Source organism: Streptomyces buecherae (assembly GCF_014295035.1).
Taxonomy (GTDB): Bacteria; Actinomycetota; Actinomycetes; order Streptomycetales; family Streptomycetaceae; genus Streptomyces; species Streptomyces youssoufiensis.
In genome coordinates, this window is sequence record NZ_CP060404.1 from 2,506,762 (window position 1) to 2,526,186 (window position 19,425).

The window sequence follows — 19,425 nt, forward strand, 5'->3', positions numbered from 1 at the left end:
GTACGGGGCGGGGCCGGGAAGGGCCCGTGGGGCACGCGCGAGGTGGGGCCGGCGGGGGTGGGCCGGGTGCTCTCGCGCGTGCTCAGCCCTGGGCGATGGCCCTGGTCAGCGACGGGGTCGGCGTCGCGCTGGAGCGCGGCTCGGCGGAGCCTTCGGCCGGTTCGGCGTCGCCCTTGTCGCCGCCGACGACCTTGCTCGCGTCCGGCGGGTCGCCGACCGAGCCCTTCGTCGCCGACTTGGGGATCGGCTTGTCGGCCAGCAGCGCCTGCCACACCTGGTTCGCCTGCTCGGGCATCGGCACCACGCGGTTGATGTCGATCGTGTCGTAGACCACGGGCAGCGTCACCATCGTCATGTGCTTGGAATCGATGCCCTTGAGGCCACGGGAGAAGCCCAGCAGCTTGTCGACCGAGGCCAGCTCCGAATCGGTGGTCAGCGCCTTGGTGGAGGTGTCGGCCAGGTCGTAGAGCTTCTTCGGGTTGCCGAAGACGTTGACGTCCTTGATCTGGTCGATCAGGGCCTTGACGAACGCCTGCTGGAGCGCGATCCGCCCCAGGTCCGTTCCGTCGCCGACGCCGTGCCGGGTGCGGACCAGGCCGAGCGACTGTTCGCCGTCCAGGGTGTGGTCGCCCGGCTCCAGGTCGAGGTGGCTCTTCTTGTCCTTGATGGGCTTGGTGGTGGTGATGTCCACGCCGCCGAGCCGGTCTATGAGGTCCTTGAAGCCGGAGAAGTCGACCTCGAGGTAGTGGTCCATGCGGATGCTGGTGATCGACTCGACCGTCTTGACGGCGCACGCCGGGCCGCCGACCTCGTACGCGGTGTTGAACATCACCCGCTTCGCCGGCGGCGTCTCCTCGCCGTCCTTGGTGCACGAGGGCCGCTCGATGAGGGTGTCGCGCGGGATGCTGACGACGCTGGCCTTCTTCCGGCCCTCGTGGACGTGCACGATCATCGCGGTGTCGGAGCGGGCGCCGCCCTCGTCCTTGCCGTACTTGTCGTTCTTGCCGGCCCGCGAGTCCGAGCCGAGGACGAGGATGTCCATCGAGCCGTTGTCGACGTCCTCGGGGCGTTCGGTGCCCAGGGCGGCGTTGATGTCGACGCCCGTCAGGTTGCCGTTGAGCTTGTAGTAGAGGTATCCGAGCGTCCCACCGCCGAACAGTACGAGGGCCGCGGCGACCCACGCGGTGGCCACCAGGGCCCGGCGTCGCTTGCTCGGCGCCTTGCGGCGTCGACCGGTGGCCTTTCGGCCATGGCGGCGCCGACCCGCCGACACGCTGTTGCTCTCGTCCGCCATGGGCTCCTCAGTCCTCGGTGGTTCCACTACCCCCTGCCCGCCATGCTTCTGGCGCGCCCCGTCGTGACTAGTCAGACGAGGGCTCGGGCGCCAGGGTTGCATAGCGTCGGCCTCGGGAATTTCGGCCGTCGGCCGGCTTCCGAGCCCGCTCCCACGCCGGCCAGGACCCCGTTCACCTGCTGTTTCGCGAGCCTCAGCGCGACGGTTGCCCGCCAGATGGCCAGGAATCGCTGTGCTCCACGTCTCAGCGGATCGGCGAATCGACCCGGTCACCGATGTTTGACGCCCGGTGACGCGGCGCGGCGCGCCCCGCGCTCGACGGCGTACGCGGCACTGCGCGGCGTGCGCCCGGCACGCGGAAGGGCCCCTTCCGTACCGCGTGCGGTACGGAAGGGGCCCGATGCCCGTGGGCGCCGCTCTCCGGTGCCGGCTGGCCGGCGGGAGGGCTGGGGCGCCCGGTCGCGCCGGGTGAGCGGCGCGCGGTGGACGACTGGGTGGAGCGTCAGTCGTTGCCGTTGCCCGGTGCGGGCGTGGTCTTGGCGATCTGCATGAGGAACTCGGCGTTGGACTTGGTCTGCTTCATCTTGTCCAACAGCAGCTCGATGGCCTGCTGCGAATCCAGCGCGTGCAGCACCCGGCGCAGCTTCCAGACGATCGCCAGCTCGTCGCTGCCGAGCAGGATCTCCTCCTTACGCGTGGAGGACGCGTCCACGTCCACCGCCGGGAAGATCCGCTTGTCCGAGAGCTTGCGGTCGAGCTTGAGCTCCATGTTGCCGGTGCCCTTGAACTCCTCGAAGATCACCTCGTCCATGCGCGAGCCGGTGTCGACCAGCGCGGTGGCCAGGATGGTCAGCGAGCCGCCGTCCTCGATGTTCCGCGCGGCACCGAAGAACTTCTTCGGCGGGTAGAGCGCGGTGGAGTCCACACCACCGGACAGGATGCGCCCGGAGGCCGGCGCCGCGAGGTTGTAGGCACGGCCCAGACGCGTGATGGAGTCGAGCAGCACCACGACGTCGTGCCCCAGCTCCACCAGCCGCTTCGCCCGCTCGATGGCCAGCTCGGCGACGGTGGTGTGGTCCTCGGCCGGGCGGTCGAAGGTCGAGGAGATGACCTCGCCCTTGACCGACCGCTGCATGTCGGTGACCTCTTCGGGCCGCTCGTCCACGAGGACGACCATGAGGTGGCACTCGGGGCTGTTGTGCGTGATCGCGTTGGCGATCGCCTGCATGATCATGGTCTTGCCGGTCTTCGGCGGGGCCACGATCAGGCCACGCTGGCCCTTGCCGATCGGCGTCACCAGGTCGATGATCCGCGTGGTCAGCGCGCCGGACTCGGTCTCGAGGCGCAGTCGGTCCTGCGGGTACAGCGGGGTGAGCTTGCCGAACTCGGGACGGCCACGGCCGGTCTCGGGCGCCATGCCGTTGACCGAGTCGAGCCGCACCAGCGCGTTGAACTTCTCGCGCCGTTCGCCCTCGCGCGGCTGCCGCACGGCGCCGGTGACGTGGTCGCCCTTGCGCAGGCCGTTCTTGCGGACCTGGGCCAGCGAGACGTACACGTCGTTCGGGCCCGGCAGGTAGCCGGAGGTGCGGATGAAGGCGTAGTTGTCGAGGATGTCCAGGATGCCCGCGACCGGGATCAGCACATCGTCATCGGCGACCTGCGGCTCGTTGCCGAAGTCCTCGCGACCGCGGCGCCCGCGCCGGTCGCGGTAGCGCCCGCGCCGACCGCGCCGGCCGCCCTCGAAGTCCTCGCCGTCGTCGTCAGCGCGCTGCTGGCTCTGGCCACGGCCCTCGCGCTGCTGGCGGCCACCCTGGCCGCCGTCGTCGTTCTTGCCGCGCCGGCCCTCGCGCTCGCCGCGCTCGCCACGGTCACCGCGCTCGCCACGGTCGCCGCGCTCACCGCGGTCGCGCTGGTTGCCGCGCTCCCGGCGGTCGCCCTTCTGACCGCGCTCGCCACGGTCGCCGCGCTCGCCCTTGGCGGGCTTGCCGTCGCCGCCGTCGGCGTGGCCGGCCTCGCCCTTGGCGTCGGAGCGGGTGTCCTGCTTGGCGTCGGACTTGCCCTGGGCCTGGCCGTCGGCCTGCGCGTCGGCGGCCTGCTCGGCGTTGTCCGGGCTGCCCGCCTGGGAGGTGGCGCGGCGCCGGCGGCGCTCGCTGACCGGGGCCTCGTCGCTGACCGGCTGGCCGGGGATGTCGATCTGCTGCTGAGCGGGGGCCTGCTCGGCCGCCTTCTCGGGCTGCTTGTCGGCTCCCTCACCCGTACGGGCCTTGGAGGTCGTGCGGCGCTTCGGCTTGGCCGGCGCCTCGGCGGCGGGCGCGGTCTCGGTGCTCTTGGCGGCACCGGAACTGGCCTGCTTCTCCTTGATGACCTCGATCAACTGGCTCTTCCGCATCCGCGCGGTGCCCTTGATGCCGAGGCTGGAGGCGAGCTGCTGGAGCTCCGCCAGGACCATGGCGTCAAGGCCGGTACCGGAACGGCGCCGCCGGGGGGCACTAGCAGTGGCACCGGTGGCAGGCGCGGCGGGAGCGTCCGTGGCGGGCGCGGCGGCATTGCCGACGGAGTTGTCGGTGTTGCCGGAGGCGTTCACGCCCATCAGATCGGTGGTGTCGCTCACGAAGGGTCCTTCCCTGGAGCGGGCGTCGGCCTGTCTGGCTCGGCGACCGGTTGTGCTGTCCGGCTGTGGTCCGTACCACGTGGACTGGGCCGGGGCGGTGGTCCGCCAGGACGGCGGAAAGATCGGTGCTGGGTCCGGCGCACGGAAGAGACGTATCACTCAGATCCGCCACGCCGATTCCGGAGCGTGCTCAAAACTGCTCAGGCAGGCTGCTCAGGCAGTTGGGGAGGCTCCCGGAAGAAGGGTGGTCCCGAATGGGGACGGTGAGCACTGCGCCTTTGCAACAGTCCAAAAGGCTGCAGGTGCAGACTTGAGGTTAACACTACCGGCTCCAACAAACATTCCCCCTCTCCAAGTCCGGCAATCGCATTTCAGCCAGGCCCGGGGTGGCCCCCGGCCCCCGTGTGTCAGGCGAGCGGCAGGACGCTCGCTCCCCCCGCGTCGAGGGCCAGCCGGTTGGCCGCCCAGCCCTCGCCCGCCAGGCGTGCGACCTTGTCGGCCGCACCGCTCTCGGCCAGTGCGAGCACCGTGGGGCCCGCACCGGAGATGACCGCGGGGACGCCGTCGGCGCGCAACCGGTTGACCAGGGTCACGCTCTCCGGCATGGCCGGCGCGCGGTACTCCTGGTGCAGCCGGTCCTCGGTCGCGGTCAGCAGCAGCTCGGGGCGCCTGGTCAGCGCCTCGACCAGCAGCGCGGCGCGCCCCGCGTTGGCCGCGGCGTCCACGTGCGGGACGGTGCGCGGCAGCAGCCCGCGGGCGGTCTCCGTCGAGACGGCGCGAGCGGGTACGAAGACCACCGGAACGATGGAATCCGCCGGCGTCATGCGGATGGCCCGCGCTACGCCGCCGTCCATCCACGACAGCGTGAAACCGCCGTACAGGCAGGCCGCGACGTTGTCCGGGTGGCCTTCGAGCTCGGTCGCCAGCTCAAGGAGGGCCTCGTCACCGAGCCGCTCGGCGCCGCCTATGGTCACCGCGCGCGCGGCCACGATGCCCGCGCAGATCGCCGCGGCGGACGAGCCGAGCCCGCGGCCGTGCGGAATGCGGTTGGCGCACACCAGCTCCAGGCCCCGGGGCTGGCCGCCGAGCAGGTCGAACGCGGCCCGCAGGGAGCGTACGAGCAGGTGGTTCTCGTCGCGCGGCACGGTCTCCGCGCCCTCCCCCGCGATGTCGATGTGCAGCCCGGCGTCGGCGACCCGGACGACCACGTCGTCGTACAGACCCAGGGCCAGGCCGAGGGCGTCGAAGCCGGGGCCGAGATTGGCGCTGGTGGCAGGGGTGCGCACCCGGACGGCGGCGGCACGGAACGCTGGACCGGCCATCGCTCGATGACTCTCCTTGTGTGACTGCGGACGTGTGGCGACAAGTGTGTGCGGGCTGCGGTGTACGGGCTGCGGTTTATCGAAGAAGTACGGAACACCGCGAGGACCGTTTCGGCAATGCCGCACGGAGCCGATTGCTCAGCGGCGGGTGCTCTGCGACGGGGCGGATTCAGTACAGCCTATCGAAGGAAGGTTCTGTGGCGACATAGGGCGCACGGGAGGCGCACGATGCGTGTCGTGAGCCGTCCCGTGCTCCGTTATCCCCGCTTATCACTGTCCAGCGGGATAAAACCGAGGGATTTAACGGCTATTCCGCGAGACCGTCGCCCGGTCCGCGGCCACCGCCTTACCCAAGGTTACGCCAGGTGCGGGCCAGCGGTCAGGCCAGCCCGAGGCTGCCGGCCGCGGCGTCCGCGTCCACCGCCACGGTGACCGGCTGCGGCGCGCCCGCCACCGCCCAGTCCGGGTCCTTGAGGCCGTTGCCGGTGACCGTGCACACGATGCGCTGCCCCGGATCGACCTTGCCCTGCTCGGCGGCCTTGAGCAGCCCGGCCACACTGGCGGCCGACGCGGGCTCCACGAAGACGCCCTCCTGCGCCGCCAGCAGCCGGTAGGCGGCCAGGATTTGACGGTCGGTCACCTCGTCGATGAAGCCGCCCGACTGGTCGCGGGCCCGCTCGGCCTGCTCCCAGGAGGCCGGGTTCCCGATGCGGATCGCGGTCGCGATGGTGTGCGGGTCCTTGACCGGCTCGCCCCGCACGATCGGCGCGGAGCCGGACGCCTGGAAGCCCCACATGCGCGGCGTACGGGAGGAGACGGCCGCGTGACCCTGCGAGGACGGGACGGCGTACTCCTGGTAGCCCTTCCAGTACGCGGTGATGTTGCCCGCGTTGCCGACCGGCAGCACGTGGATGTCGGGGGCGTCCCCGAGCGCGTCGACCACCTCGAACGCGGCGGTCTTCTGGCCCTCGATACGCGCCGGATTGACCGAATTCACCAGTGCGACCGGGTACTTCTCGGACAGTTCGCGCGCCAGCGTGAGGCAGTCGTCGAAGTTGCCGTCCACCTGCAGGATGCGCGAGCCGTGCACCAGGGCCTGGCCCATCTTGCCGAGCGCGATCTTGCCCTGGGGCACCAGGACCGCGCACACCATGCCGGCGCGCACCGCGTACGCCGCGGCCGAGGCGGAGGTGTTGCCCGTGGAGGCGCAGATGACGGCCTTGGCGCCGGCCTCCTTGGCCTGGGTGATGGCCATCGTCATGCCGCGGTCCTTGAAGGACCCGGTCGGGTTGGCGCCCTCGACCTTGAGATGAACCTCACATCCGGTGCGCTCGGAGAGCACCTGCGCGGGGACCAGCGGCGTGCCGCCCTCGCGCAGTGTCACCACCGGAGTGTGCTCGCCGACCGGGAGCCGGTCCCGGTACTCCTCGATGACCCCGCGCCACTGATGGGTGCCCTGCCGAGCGCTGATGTTTGCGGACATTGCTTTCGTTACTCCCCTTCAACCCGCATGATGCTCGCGACGCCGCGTACCGTGTCGAGCTGCCGAAGCGTCTCCACGGTGGCCGAAAGCGCCGCGTCCGGCGCCCGGTGCGTCACCACGACCAGTGACGCCTCACCGTCCTTGCCCTGTTGGCGGACGGTGTCGATGGAGACGCCGTGCTCGGCGAAGACCTGGGCGACCTGAGCGAGGACACCCGGCTTGTCGGCGACGTCGAGACTGATGTGGTAGCGCGTGACCACCTCGCCCATGGGGCTGACGGGAAGCCGCGTGTACGCGGACTCGCCGGGGCCCGTGGTGTCGGCCAGTCGGTTGCGACAGGCGGCGACCAGGTCGCCGAGGACCGCCGACGCGGTGGGCGCGCCGCCGGCCCCGGGCCCGTAGAACATCAACTGTCCCGCGGCCTCGGCCTCCACGAAGACCGCGTTGTACGCCTCGCGGACGGAGGCCAGCGGGTGGCTGAGCGGGATCATCGCCGGGTGCACCCGCGCGGTGACCGAGCGGCCGTCGCCGGCCCGCTCGCAGATCGCGAGCAGCTTCACGGTGCACCCCATGCGCTTCGCGGACGCGATGTCCGCGGCCGTCACCTCGGTGAGGCCCTCGCGGTGCACGTCGTCCAGCCGCACCCGGGTGTGGAAGGCGATGCCGGCCAGGATCGCGGCCTTGGCGGCGGCGTCGAACCCCTCGACGTCGGCCGTCGGGTCGGCCTCCGCGTAGCCGAGCGCGGTGGCCTCGTCGAGCGCCTCGGAGTACCCGGCGCCGCTCGTGTCCATCTTGTCGAGGATGAAGTTGGTGGTGCCGTTGACGATGCCGAGCACCCGGTTCACGGTGTCCCCGGCCAGCGACTCGCGCAGCGGGCGGACCAGCGGGATGGCGCCGGCGACGGCCGCCTCGTAGTAGAGGTCGGCGCCCCGCTCCTCGGCCGCGGCGTGCAGCGCGGCGCCGTCCTCGGCGAGCAGCGCCTTGTTGGCCGACACGACGCTGGCGCCGTGCTCGAAGGCGGTGGTGATGAGGGTGCGGGCCGGCTCGATGCCGCCGATGACCTCGATGACCACATCGATGTCACCGCGTTTGACCAGCGCCGTCGCGTCGGTGGTGATCAGCTCGGCGGGCACGCCGGCGCGCACCCGGCCTGGGCGGCGCACCGCGATGCCGGCCAGTTCCACCGGGGCCCCGATGCGCGCCGTGAGGTCGTCCGCGTGCGTCGTCATGATGCGCGCCACCTCTGAGCCGACCACACCGCAGCCCAGCAGCGCCACCTTCAACGGACGCGTACGCATCATCCGACCTCGTTTCCTCTGCTTTTACCGCACATACGTCGGCGCCAGTCTCACTCACTGGACGGGAGTTCCCGTCACCCGTCCAGTATCCGAGATGTCTATTTCGTCTGTCGGCATACCGCGCTTCCGCGCACGGGGCTGACCCGCTGCCGCCCCTCAATTGTCACCCGACGTCGAGCCTCATCAGGTCCTCCTCGGTCTCCCGCCGCACGATGACCCGGGCCGCCCCGTCGTTCACGGCGACCACCGGGGGCCGCAGCGCGTGGTTGTAGTTGCTGGCCATCGAGCGGCAGTAGGCGCCGGTGGCGGGCACCGCGATCAGATCGCCGGGCGCGACGTCGGCGGGCAGGAACGCGTCACGCACCACGATGTCGCCGGACTCACAGTGCTTGCCGACCACCCGGACCAGCATCGGCTCGGCGTCCGACGCGCGCGAGACGAGCGAGACCGAGTACTCGGCGTCGTAGAGCGCCGTACGGATGTTGTCCGACATGCCGCCGTCGACGCTGACATACGTACGCAGTCCCTCCAGCACCTTGACCGTGCCGACCTCGTACAGCGTGAACGCCGTCGGCCCGACGATGGCCCGCCCCGGCTCGACCGAGATCCGCGGCACCGCGAGCCCCGCGGCCTGGCACTCGCGCGTGACGATGCTGGACAGCGAGGCCGCGATCTCGTGCGGCTCGCGCGGGTCGTCGTCGGAGGTGTACGCGATGCCGAGGCCGCCGCCGAGGTCGATCTCCGGCAGCTCGACACCGTGCTCGTCGCGGATGTCGGCGAGCAGTTGCACGACGCGGCGCGCGGAGACCTCGAAGCCGGCCATGTCGAAGATCTGCGAGCCGATGTGCGAGTGGATGCCGATCAGTTCGAGGCCGTCCAGCTTGAGCGCCCGGCGCACCGCCTCGGCCGCCTGGCCGCCGGCGAGCGCGATGCCGAACTTCTGGTCCTCGTGCGCGGTCGCGATGAACTCGTGGGTGTGCGCCTCGACGCCGACGGTGACCCGGATCTGCACGCGCTGGCGCTTGCCGAGCCGCTCGGCGATGTGCGCGACGCGCACGATCTCCTGGAACGAGTCCAGCACGATCCGCCCCACGCCCGCCTCGACGGCCCGCCGGATCTCCTCGGTGGACTTGTTGTTGCCGTGCAGCGCGATGCGCTCGGCGGGCATCCCCGCGGCCAGCGCCGTGGCCAGCTCGCCGGCCGAGCACACGTCGAGGTTGAGCCCCTCCTCGTGCAGCCACCGCACGACGGCCCGGGAGAGGAACGCCTTGCCCGCGTAGAACACGTCGGCCTCGCCCCCGAACGCCTGGTGCCAGGCCCGGCAGCGGGCCCGGAAGTCGCTCTCGTCCAGGACGTACGCCGGCGTGCCGAACTCCTCGGCGAGCGCCCCCACATCGAGCCCACCCACGCTGACCGCGCCGGTGTCGGTACGGGTCACCGTGCGGGCCCACACCTTGGGGTCGAGGGCGTTCAGGTCGGCGGGCGGTGCGAAGTAGTGGCCCTCGGGCAGCACGTCGGCGTGCCGGGGCCCGGCGGGGTGAGCGGATCGACTCATGGTTCTCAGGTCTCCTACAGCGACTCAGTCGGCTCAGAGGTGGGCGGGAGCGGAGATGCCGAGCAGGTTCAGGCCGTTTGCCAGCACCGTTCCGGCGGCTTCGGCGGTGGCCAGCCGGGCGCGGTGTGCGGCCGAGGGTTTCTCCTCGCCGCGCGGCAGCGGGGCGCAGCCGTCGTGGAAGCGGAAGAAGGCGTCGGCGACGGCCGTCAGCTCCCGCGCCACCCGGTCCGGAGCATGCCGCCGCGCGGCGGCCTCGACCACCCGCGGGTAGTCGGCCAGCAGGGCGAGCAGGGCCCCACGGGCGCGCGCGGCCGAGTCGCCGGTGGCACGGGTAGCGGCGTCGGCGTTGGCGGGGCCGTCGGGGTCGAAGGGACCGTCGGGGTCGGGCTCGACGCCCAGGTCGCGGCCGTTACGCAACAGCGCGCGCACCCGCGCGTGGGCGTACCGCACACGGAACAGCGGATTACTCTCCCGCTGCGCCAGCACCTCGGCCGGGTCGCAGCTCGGAACGTCATGCGCGGCGGCGCTCAGCAACGCCCACCGCGCACCGTCCCGCCCCAGCGACTCCACGAGTTCGCCCAGCGTGCGCCCCGGCTCGCGCACGGAGAGGACGACGGCCTCGGTGGCGGTCTCGGCGTCGCCGGTGGGGGCGGACGTGGCGGCGAGGGGAGCGGCTCCTCCGCCGTTGGGCAGCACATCGACCCCGGCCCCGCACGCGGTGGCCAACCGCGCGACGACCTCGGCGAACAGCGCGGCCCGCGGTCCGTCCTGGTACCGCAGCCGCAGCCGCGTCCCGACAAGTCCTTCGCCCTGCCCGTACGCCGCGCCCTGCGCGAGCACCTCCCGTACGAGCCCGGCGTGCGCTCCGGCGGCCACGGTGATGTTCACGAAGCCGGGCCCGGCGACCTCGACCCGCTCGATCCCGGGCTGCTCGACCAGCCGGCGCCGCAGCACCTCGGCGACCTCCCGGGGCGCCTGCCCGGAGGCGGCGGCGAGCCGCAGGGCGACATGGGAGGCGAAGTCCCCGCAGCCGGGCCGGGGCGGCACCCGTACGATCCCCCGCCGCGCGCCACCATCGGCTCCCCCGGCCTCGGCGTCGAGCGAGGCGAGATCGTCGGCCGGCACGGACAGCTCACCAGCCTGAACGGCAGAACGCACGACGTACACCACGGTGCGAGAGAGCTGTGCGGGGGTCACGGGGCAAGCGTATGGGAGAAGGGGGGAGGCTCCGCGAACGGGTTTCCCGACGCGCCCTCGCCGTCGGGACCGGGGCCGGGGTGGCCCGCTCGGCGGGCGGTAGTGCAGCGGGGGCCCCATCTACGGCGAACCGCTCGACACACCGATCACGATCACTTACGCAGCCAGCCACTCCGCGTACGCCAGTCACCGAACACCGCCACCACGTGAGCCAGCGACCGCTCAACCACCGGGCCGAACGACGGGCTCAGCACCTTCAGACGGCCCAGATCCGGGGCCGCCGTCGTCGTCACCTTCCTCCCCCGCCTCATGACCGGCGGCCTGTCGCACGAGCTGTCGTACGAGCCGCACCAGCTCGGCGGGCTCGAAGGGTTTCGCGAGGAACGCATCAACACCGGCAGACTGCCCGCTGTCGACATCCGACTGCGTGCAAGCGCTGACGATGGCGAGGGGAAGGTGTCGAGTACGCACGTCATCCCGCAATCGAGCAGCGGTCAGCAACCCGTTGAGACGGGGCATCACCACGTCGAGGGTGACCACGTCGGGTCTTACGCGATGCACGATCTCCAGGCACTCGACACCATCAGCCGCGGTCACGACCTCGAACCCCTCTAGCTCAAGGTTGACCCTGATTAGCTGCCGGATGACCTTGTTGTCGTCGACAACAAGGACCCGGCCGGACACGCCAGGCACAACTCGAAGCCTAGGCGTGCGACTCCGACTGCGTCCGGGTTTTGCCCACTTCCGCCACGTGCGGGGGACCTTTCAGCGAGGCTCCCCACGATCCGCGACGAATGCGCTACAAGCGCGGGCCCCGCGTTCCGCTTCCCCCGGCGCACCCTCCGGACCAGTCGCCTGGGTACACCGGCTCGCTTCCTCCCCCACCGCCTGCCCGGCCCTGCGGCCGGCCCACGAAAGGCGTTCATGGCCACCCCTCATGAGCTGGTAGTGTTCTCTCCGTCGCCACGCAAGACGGCGGACACGCCCCCGTAGCTCAGGGGATAGAGCAACGGCCTCCGGAGCCGTGTGCGCAGGTTCGAATCCTGCCGGGGGCACTTCGCTTCAACCAGCACGATGATGCGGTTGACCAGCGCAGATGCCACGCATGAAGAGCGGGAACCAGTCTCACTGGGTCCCGCTCTTTGTCGTTGCTGCGCACTGATCGCGATAGACCTGCGATAGACGACGGGCCCCGTCTGCCCTTCTGCGTTGTGGACTGGAGCCGGGCGTGAGGTCTCTGACCAGCTCAGAACCAGGACGAAGTTGACGAAAAGCGCATGCGCTACTCAGGGCCACGCAGTAACTTCCACCCGTGGCAGATACGGCGAACGATCAGGAACCGAGTAAGTCCCCGCGAGCGAAAGGGATCGGCCGGCGGTGGGAGTACGGAAAGACCCTCTCCGCGTGGCCCACCTTGAAGCTAGCTCACGCCGCACAGTGCAAGGCTGAGCTTGAGTCTCGGATCTCCCTTTGGACTGCAGGACGCCCCATTGATACCGACTATTCCCTCTCCGAGGACAGGCGTAGATGGCAAACACGGCTGCGAGTGCGCTCGGCACCGCCTTCGCAGGAGTGGTCTCTCATCCTGGGCGACATGCTCTACAGCCTCCGCAGCGCTCTTGACGCATGCGTATGGGAGTTCGCTCACATCGATGGAGTATCCCCACCCAAACCAAAGATGATCCAATTTCCGGTGGTACGTGATCGCGCTGACTGGAGCAAGGCGCTTCGCGACCGACTCCAGACCGTCCCCCCAGAGATTGCAGAACGCATCGAGATGCTCCAACCCTTCAATCGCCCACCCGAGCAAGTCGACGCGGACCCACTAATTTGCCTCACGGATCTCAATAACCTTGACAAGCATCGTGCCAGCATCGACGTCTCGATTGACCCCCACAGCATCCAACAGAACGTCTCCACGAGTTGGGAATCCGAAGAAGCAGCGGAACGCAACGCTCCCCCCAACATCACATACCATTTTCCTGATCTCGCGGACCAGGCACTCATTGTCGACGCTAACTTTAGAGACCCAGTCAAGAAAATCGAGGGGGGGTTCTTGATTGGACTACAGGTAACCGTGGAGACACCCACAGGAAAGCAAGGCATTGGGGCGCTGACTAATGGCCTCATTCAGAATATTCAGCAGGTGCTTAATTTCATCGCAGCCGGTCCGGCCACTGCTGAAGAAATTAAGGCAATGAGTAACCAGGACACTGGCGGGTGGCTTCCCTTGGATATCCAGCCAGATGGATCAGGGCGCACGTTCCATACCGGTGCTCCCGGCACAGGCGACGCCCCGACCGAGAACTCGTAGGGCCCAGACTCGCCCAGTCGGGCCCTACGGCCCATCAAGCAGGCCAGTCGAGCTCCTTTTCGATCTTATGGTTCATGGCATCTTCCTGCCCATAGATGCATCCCTCGTAGACCCGGTGAATTACCTCGGGCGAGTTGCCGACCCGACGTGCGACCTCAGCCACAGGCACGCCAGCGTTCAACCATGTCGTGATGCAGGTGTGCCGAAGGTCGTACGGCCTTCCCCCGAGAATGGACGCTTGAAGATCCGGCGAGAGCGCGAACTCCCGGGCGTCCCGCCACACACGCCAATAGGTACTGCTCCCCACGAGACCGCCCCGCTCGTTCGTAAAGAGTCGCCCGTCCACGGCCGTGCCGAACTCCTTTAGATGGGCGCGGAGCATGGCCACGAGCGGTGGGGGGATCGGGACCGGTCGGTCTTCCTTGGCCTCCCTCGCCTTCAGGCCGCGCTTGTCGTGGCGCTCCCCGCTGTCTGTCCACTGCTTGCCCGACACGGGGTGCGTGTTGTGGAGTGTCAGAATTCCCCACCCCTTCTCTGGGAGGAAGCAATCAGCCTTCCGGAGGCCCACGGCCTCACTCGGGCGCAGCCCCGCGAAGTACATGACCCCGTAGAAGCCCACCAGGCGCCGGCCCTTCTTGCGGTCCCATGTCCCGACGTACGAGACCGAGGCGAGGAGTTGAGCAGCCTGCGTCTTGTTCACGAGAACACGAGGGTCCACACGGTCCGATGAGGAACTCTTCACCTTCTTGATGGCGGTGAGCGGGTTTTCCGTCAGAAGCTTGCGCTCGATGGCGTATTCAACCGCCGTATTGAGTGCGCGCCGGCGACGACGAGATGTCTCTCCCGCCGCAGGGGTGCCGTCCAGTTTGAAGGAGATACGATACTGAACATCACGGAGAACCTTCGGATCTTCCAGCGAGGAGACGAGAAGCGATTTCTTGGATATCCACGCGTAGGCGACCTCAAGTTCCTCCGGCGGGTCAAGTTCGGCGTTCTTGGGAATGACCGCCCACCGGAAAGCGAGGCGCAGCTCTTCCGGTGACGGCATTTTCTGTTCCTGCTCCACCAACGCCAGCGTCACTGCGGCGAGCCCGTCGGCGATGCCCTCACGGGTCTTGGCTGCGGCAGTCGGCCAACGCATCGCCATGTACTCGCGACAGAACGCGAACCAGGGCAGTTCCTCACGGGCTTGTTCCGCACTGGCCTTGGCCCGTACCTCGGATTCAGGCAGACCGTCCGTGATGCGGAATGCCTCGCCACGGCGCATTGCCTGCCACAGTTCAGATCTGCGGCTCTCTGCGAGCGCCACCGTGGCGAAGGTGGCGCTACTGACCTTCCCTCCGACTTTCCAACGGAGTTGGTAGGGACGGGTCTTACTCTGCGCCTTCGACACCTTCCACAGGCGGACATCTAGCGAAAACCCGTCCGGGGCCGAGCGGTTGTTCTGCTCGGCCCTGCTGTCGGCGTCCTTCGTCACGCGCTCTCCTCCAGCGTCTGGAGCCACCGACTCAGTTCGGACCGCCGGATTCGCACCGCGCCGTTCGGGAGCTTGATGGATTTCGGGCCCTTCTTGTACTGCCGCCAGCGGTAAAACGTCGCTCGCGGTACGCCTATCTCTTCGATCACTTCGGGGATGGTGAGCATCTCGTCGCGGGGCTTGGCCACGACTCCTCCTTGGGCGAGAGGGCAAGGGAAGGTGGTGGGACCAGCCGAGAGCCGCCACAGAAACCACGAAATACACAGAAACCCTGGATTGGCGTGCTGACCTGCGGCGATGCCGCACGGTGGGGCTGCCACAGAAATCGCCGGAGGTTCCACAGAAATAAGGGACCGGATCGGCGGCGCGAGGGCGGACCTATTTCTGTGGCTTCTCGGCAGGTTTCTGTGGCATTGCTCCGGGAGCCCCTGACGTGGCGGTCTGCGCAGGTCAGGGGCTCACCGGTCTATTTCTGTGATTCTGTGGTTTCTGTGGGCGGTCTCAGGGGGTCGGGTCGGTCAGGCGGGGGTGGACCAGGTAGCGGGGGGAGGGTGGCCGGCCGCGGCCTCCGGTGCGGGTCACGGGTTGGGCGCGCACGTATCCGTGGTCTTCCAGCAAGGTCAGCACCGGGTCGAGGTCGGCCGCGGTGGCGAACTCGGAGCGGGAGAGTTTGACCATCAGGTCCCGCTTGCTGACCTCGCTCCACTTGTGCGTGCGCAGGGCTTCCAGCACGGTGCGGGCGCGTTCGGTGGTGGGGTCGGCGCCCATCTGGTCGAACGCGGCCAGGCCGTGACTGGTGAAGTAGTCCGCCAGTGCGATCGCGTCGCGCATGGTCGCTTCGGCCACCGGAATCGTGTGCCCCTTGGTGAGGTGCTGCGCGAGGTGGAGCAGGGCGGCGATACGGGCGGTGGCGCCGGCGAGTTTTCCGGCCCAGTCCGCGATGTGGCCCAGCGAGCCGCCGCGGGCAGCCAACTTGGGTTCCACCCGCCCTTGGAAGGCGAGCAAGGCAGCATCGGCCTCGGGGGTGAGCTGCACGACGGCCGGATCGGTCCACTCCGCGAGGAACACGGTCAGGTCGATGACGTGGCGCCGGTAGGTGTCCTTGGCCTGGTCCGGGATCGGATCGGGGCTGAGCTTGCGGCGGCCGACCAGTGATTCAGGCACGGAGTAGAGGAACCTGCCAAGCAGGCCGCGGCCCTTGAATCCGTCCTGCCGTCCGATCTCGTCCAGTACCTGAGGCTGGACGCACAGGCCCATGGTGAGTGCGGGGTGTTCGATGTACTCCTTCCGCGTCTGCCGGTCCACCCTGAGCCGGTCTCCGGCGTGGCCTTTGAGGAAGACGCCCATGTTGGGCTTGCCGGAGTAGCGTCCGGCGATGATGTCGAAGATGTCGCCCTCGGCGGACATGACCGCGATCCGGCCGCCCTGCTCCGACATGCGCGAGGTGACCGTCTCGGCGGTCGCGTCGTCGGCGAGCAACTGCGGTTCGGCCGGCACGGTGACAGTCTCCGCAGTCTGCGCGAGCGCAATGGCCGTGGACACGAGTTCGTCGCGCTCGTCTGCGTTCGCGGAGGCGGCTTTGGCCGCGGCCTTGTCGGCCGCTTCCTTGGCGAGGCGTGCGGTCATCTGGGCTTCCACGATGGCCGGTTGCTGCACCGTGCGGAGCTGTGCCTCCGCGTCGTACAGCGGGTCGGTCAGCAGGGCGAACACGGCGGACTTCCGGTTCGCCGGCGGGAGCGCGACCACCACGAACAGGTTGGTGGGCTCGCGCCAGTGTCCGCGCACCTGCACCACCGCCCTGCCGCCCGCCGCGGTGGCGAGCACAGAGAGGGCGATGCAGCCGGCGAGGTCGAGGGGGGTCTGTGTCTCTTCGGCGACCGCGGCCACGAACTCCCGTAGCCAGTCCGGCAGCGCGGCCACCGGGAACGGGGCGAGCTTGCGGGGTCCGGCGAGCGGTACGGGGTCCTCCCACACCGGGGTGGGTTCGTCGTCGAAGGTGGGCAGTCCGGCCCACAGGTCGGGGCTGTCCACAGGCTGTGTGGTCATGAGGCTGCCCTCCCTTCGGTGGGATCGTCGCTGTGCGGGTCAGGACCAAGGGCAGTGCGGACGCCTTCGGCGACGTCCTTTCGCCCGCCTACGATGCCCCGTGATACCGCTTGCATGGCGCTCTGAGGACCTTTCTCGGAGTTATAGGGCTTATGGGTCATACGGCGCCCCTCTCGGTCACGCTGAGGCCATTGGTGACCGCGCGGCGGGCGTAGGGCTCGGGGACGCCGACGGAGACGGCCGCAGCGATGATCTGCGCCCCGATGGCGTCCAGTTGGCAAGGCCCCGGGCAATTCGCGTGTTGGGCTGCCAGGAAGCGGGCCACCCCGAACGCCTGTGATCCGGCGCCGGATTCGGTGTGGCTGCGGACTAGGGCGAGGCCGCGTTCCAGGCCAGTGCGGACGTACCGCTCGGTGTGCCTGCATCCGGTGGCGACGGTCCGGTCCCAGTCAGCGCGCTCGGGGACGGAAGAGACCACCCTCCCCCGGGCGGGGGTGGTCTCTTCCTTCACCACCAGGGCGCGGACGGCCGACGGCAGGCCCGCCATGCGGCCGGTGCCGGGACCGAGCCACCGGGCGTAGACCATGAGCGACTTGACGTCCACACCGGGCCGGACCGCGTTGGACGACTGCATGACGCCCTGGTAGAGCCAGTGCTCCCCACGCGTCGTCAGCACCGTGCGGGTGGCGGGCAGGGTCTCGTGTGCCCACGCGACGGCCGCCGCGCTGTCCAGGTCCACGACGGTCAGCCCGATGCCTCCGGGGTGGTAACCGACACCAGCGGCCTGCCGCCATGCCGGGGCCCATGTTCCGGAGGTGATGACGCGGCTGTCGGTGGTGGCTGCGGCCCATGCGTGGCACGGCGCGGGGCACTGGCAGGGGCCCGCGCTCTTCATGTTCGGCCGCCCGCCGCAGGTGTTCTTGGCGCACGTGCGGCAGTTCCCGAACGGCACCTTGCCCTGACGTAGCGGCAGCACCGGCACACCGGCCACAGCGAGTTCAAGCGCGGTGAGCAGGTGGGAGCGAGTGGCGGTCATGCCGCCCTCCCTTCCAGGCGCGCGGGGACGTGGGCGCCCAAGAGCAGGCCGTAGGCGTGATGGGCCTGTTGGGGCACCACGCCGTTGCCGATTACCTTGAGCTGTTCCTTGCGGGGGATGCCGGGCACGGCGGTCACCCACCCTGTGGGCAGGCCCATGAGCCATTCCGCGAACGCCGGCGACAGGCGCCGGTTGCCGCGGGTGCCCGGCTCGGTCGGGCAGGGCGCGGGACGCCCGGTGACGTGCTCCCACCGGCGGATCGCGGGCCCATAATCGGTGCCGTCACTGGCCACCCACCGGTCATCGAGCCGTACAGCCTGACCGGGCAGGTAGTACTGGCCCGCCGTGTCACGCTGGTTCGGCCCGCCGTGCGGTCCGTCCGACGCCTTGGGCTTGGGCAGCAGGTTGACGACCACCTCGTTCAACGGGCGGGCGTTCCTGCCCAGCAGGTTCGACGCTCCCGACTTCCAGTCCCGGGCCGCAGGCGTGGGCAGGAGGCTGTGGACGGCACCGGAGAGGGTGGGGTTCCCCCGGGAGTAGGTGAGGCTGCCGCGGTCCCCGTCGGAGGCAACGGAGGTGGGCAGCAAGCTCACTCCTTGGGCGGTGCCGGCAGCCTGGTCACGGCCGTCCGCAGGTTCATCCCGCCCTTGCGCTTCGGCGACGTTCCGGGGCCGCCAGTGCCGTCCGAGGTGCTGGGGGTCGGCATCAGCGGGATGGGCAACTGCGAACCAGCGATCCCGCGGGTGCGGGGCGCCGACTTCGGCGTCACCAGCTCGTAGACATGTCCACCGCGCGTCATACCCGATCGCGGCCAGGTCCGCGGCGACGACGTCCAGCCCCCGCGAGCGGAGCGCCGCCACGTTCTCCAGGAACACGAGACGCGGTCGAACGACGCCCACAGCCTCAGCGACGTTTTTCCAGACCCGAGACCACTGCCCATGGATTCCGTCCCTTCGTCCAGCGTTGGAGATGTTGCGGCAGGGGAAGCCGGCGCCGATCACGTCCGGCGCGTGCACGTCGCGTACCTGGTCCCAGTCCACGGCCGTGATGTCCCCGAGGTTCGGCACCTCGGGGTGATGGGTGGCGAACACAGCCGCGGCGTGAGGGTCGTTCTCCGCGAACGCGACCGGCACGCCACCGGTCCCGGCGCGGATCGCCTCTTCGAGTCCGCCGTAGCCGGCGCACAGCGCCAACAGGCGCGGCCGGGTGCGGTCTCGCCCGATGGGGGTGGGTTGGGTCATGCTGGGGGTCTCCTGTTTCTGTCGAAGGGACGGAGAACCGGGGCGGTCGCGGTCTTTGGCGAGAGGCGACCGCCCCAGCCACGTCTAGCCGTTGAAGTGGTTGCGCTTGAACACGGCCTTGCGGATGTTGAAGGTGTTGCCGCCGCTGTGGCCGCTCGCACTGAAGACCTGCACGGCGATCCAGCCGCCGAAGATGACGGCGGCGAGGATGATGAGCTGGTGGATGAGTGCGGCGAGCGCGGCGATGAACGTGGTCAGCAGGACCAGGCCGCCGCACACGGCGCCGAACCCGATGCCCCCGAGGGCGATGTTCACCGCCGTGCGCGAGACAGCTGGCTTGGTCGCGACCGGTTCCGGCTTGGCGGGCTCGATGGCGTAGCCGGTGACGACGCGACCGTCGGGCAGGACGACGCTCGCCACCGCCGGGATGCTGCCCAGCTGCACGGGCACGAGCGGCGCGGCGTACTGCACCGGGGCGAGGGGCGTGGGGTGGTGAACCTCCACGGCTTGGGCGTGGTGCACGGTGGGTTCGTTCATGGCAGCTCTCCCGT

Annotated in this window: 15 protein-coding genes and 1 tRNA gene; 2 read left to right on the forward strand and 14 right to left on the reverse strand. The window is 69.6% G+C overall.

Annotated features, from left to right (window positions below):
* Positions 1-82 precede the first annotated feature (82 nt).
* From H7H31_RS09240 to H7H31_RS09275, 8 genes are all read right to left on the reverse strand, one after another.
* Positions 83-1,294, reverse strand: a complete 1,212-nt coding sequence (locus H7H31_RS09240; RefSeq protein WP_187064506.1) for an LCP family protein — start codon at positions 1,292-1,294, stop codon at positions 83-85.
* A 502-nt stretch (positions 1,295-1,796) separates the two neighbouring features.
* On the reverse strand, positions 1,797-3,905 hold the full coding sequence (gene rho, locus H7H31_RS09245; protein ID WP_187064507.1) for a transcription termination factor Rho: 2,109 nt from the start codon (positions 3,903-3,905) through the stop codon (positions 1,797-1,799).
* Positions 3,906-4,312: 407 nt separating this feature from the next.
* Positions 4,313-5,227: a homoserine kinase gene (gene thrB, locus H7H31_RS09250; protein ID WP_176164137.1), complete on the reverse strand. Its 915-nt coding sequence runs from the start codon at positions 5,225-5,227 to the stop codon at positions 4,313-4,315.
* A gap of 379 nt (positions 5,228-5,606) precedes the next feature.
* Positions 5,607-6,710, reverse strand: coding sequence for a threonine synthase (thrC, locus tag H7H31_RS09255; RefSeq protein WP_187064508.1), 1,104 nt, complete (start codon positions 6,708-6,710; stop codon positions 5,607-5,609).
* 8 nt (positions 6,711-6,718) lie between these two features.
* The gene (locus H7H31_RS09260; protein WP_176164135.1) at positions 6,719-8,011 is read right to left on the reverse strand and encodes a homoserine dehydrogenase; all 1,293 of its coding nucleotides are present in this window, start codon (positions 8,009-8,011) and stop codon (positions 6,719-6,721) included.
* Between the two features lie 160 nt (positions 8,012-8,171).
* A complete protein-coding gene (lysA, locus tag H7H31_RS09265; protein ID WP_187064509.1) occupies positions 8,172-9,563 on the reverse strand; it encodes a diaminopimelate decarboxylase in 1,392 nt (463 codons plus the stop codon).
* A 33-nt stretch (positions 9,564-9,596) separates the two neighbouring features.
* Complete coding sequence (gene nrtL / locus H7H31_RS09270; RefSeq protein ID WP_187064510.1) at positions 9,597-10,760, reverse strand: ArgS-related anticodon-binding protein NrtL; 1,164 nt, start codon at positions 10,758-10,760, stop codon at positions 9,597-9,599.
* 222 nt (positions 10,761-10,982) lie between these two features.
* On the reverse strand, positions 10,983-11,453 hold the full coding sequence (locus H7H31_RS09275) for a response regulator (protein ID WP_176164132.1): 471 nt from the start codon (positions 11,451-11,453) through the stop codon (positions 10,983-10,985).
* Positions 11,454-11,743: 290 nt separating this feature from the next.
* Here H7H31_RS09275 and H7H31_RS09280 point away from each other — a divergent pair.
* Together H7H31_RS09280 and H7H31_RS09285 are read left to right on the forward strand one after the other, a co-directional pair.
* A tRNA-Arg gene (locus H7H31_RS09280) sits at positions 11,744-11,815 on the forward strand.
* Between the two features lie 539 nt (positions 11,816-12,354).
* Complete coding sequence (locus H7H31_RS09285) at positions 12,355-13,074, forward strand: hypothetical protein (RefSeq protein ID WP_187064511.1); 720 nt, start codon at positions 12,355-12,357, stop codon at positions 13,072-13,074.
* A 34-nt stretch (positions 13,075-13,108) separates the two neighbouring features.
* Here the strand turns inward: H7H31_RS09285 and H7H31_RS09290 are convergent, their stop codons facing one another.
* From H7H31_RS09290 to H7H31_RS09315, 6 genes are all read right to left on the reverse strand, one after another.
* Positions 13,109-14,551, reverse strand: a complete 1,443-nt coding sequence (locus H7H31_RS09290; protein WP_187064512.1) for a tyrosine-type recombinase/integrase — start codon at positions 14,549-14,551, stop codon at positions 13,109-13,111.
* Positions 14,548-14,739, reverse strand: coding sequence for a helix-turn-helix transcriptional regulator (locus tag H7H31_RS09295; RefSeq protein ID WP_101400676.1), 192 nt, complete (start codon positions 14,737-14,739; stop codon positions 14,548-14,550). The genes H7H31_RS09290 and H7H31_RS09295 overlap by 4 nt, the downstream gene beginning before the upstream one ends.
* 313 nt (positions 14,740-15,052) lie before the next feature.
* Positions 15,053-16,597, reverse strand: a complete 1,545-nt coding sequence (locus H7H31_RS09300; RefSeq protein WP_222625517.1) for a YfjI family protein — start codon at positions 16,595-16,597, stop codon at positions 15,053-15,055.
* Positions 16,598-16,754: 157 nt separating this feature from the next.
* Positions 16,755-17,633, reverse strand: a complete 879-nt coding sequence (locus tag H7H31_RS09305; protein WP_187064513.1) for a bifunctional DNA primase/polymerase — start codon at positions 17,631-17,633, stop codon at positions 16,755-16,757.
* Complete coding sequence (locus H7H31_RS09310) at positions 17,630-18,874, reverse strand: DNA cytosine methyltransferase (RefSeq protein ID WP_187064514.1); 1,245 nt, start codon at positions 18,872-18,874, stop codon at positions 17,630-17,632. Before H7H31_RS09310 ends, H7H31_RS09305 begins: the two co-directional genes overlap by 4 nt.
* Positions 18,875-18,958: 84 nt before the next feature.
* Entirely contained in the window at positions 18,959-19,411 is a 453-nt protein-coding gene (locus H7H31_RS09315; RefSeq protein WP_187064515.1) for a hypothetical protein, read from the reverse strand.
* Positions 19,412-19,425: the final 14 nt, after the last annotated feature.

Excerpts from the sequence above, each read along its gene's own strand:
- H7H31_RS09240 (WP_187064506.1), bottom strand. The coding sequence starts at position 1,294 with ATGGCGGACGAGAGCAACAGCGTGTCGGCGGGTCGGCGCCGCCATGGC.
- thrB (WP_176164137.1), bottom strand. The coding sequence starts at position 5,227 with ATGGCCGGTCCAGCGTTCCGTGCCGCCGCCGTCCGGGTGCGCACCCCT.
- thrC (WP_187064508.1), bottom strand. The coding sequence starts at position 6,710 with ATGTCCGCAAACATCAGCGCTCGGCAGGGCACCCATCAGTGGCGCGGG.
- H7H31_RS09260 (WP_176164135.1), bottom strand. The coding sequence starts at position 8,011 with ATGATGCGTACGCGTCCGTTGAAGGTGGCGCTGCTGGGCTGCGGTGTG.
- lysA (WP_187064509.1), bottom strand. The coding sequence starts at position 9,563 with ATGAGTCGATCCGCTCACCCCGCCGGGCCCCGGCACGCCGACGTGCTG.
- H7H31_RS09285 (WP_187064511.1), top strand. The coding sequence starts at position 12,355 with ATGCTCTACAGCCTCCGCAGCGCTCTTGACGCATGCGTATGGGAGTTC.
- H7H31_RS09300 (WP_222625517.1), bottom strand. The coding sequence starts at position 16,597 with ATGACCACACAGCCTGTGGACAGCCCCGACCTGTGGGCCGGACTGCCC.
- H7H31_RS09305 (WP_187064513.1), bottom strand. The coding sequence starts at position 17,633 with ATGACCGCCACTCGCTCCCACCTGCTCACCGCGCTTGAACTCGCTGTG.
- H7H31_RS09310 (WP_187064514.1), bottom strand. The coding sequence starts at position 18,874 with ATGACCCAACCCACCCCCATCGGGCGAGACCGCACCCGGCCGCGCCTG.
- H7H31_RS09315 (WP_187064515.1), bottom strand. The coding sequence starts at position 19,411 with ATGAACGAACCCACCGTGCACCACGCCCAAGCCGTGGAGGTTCACCAC.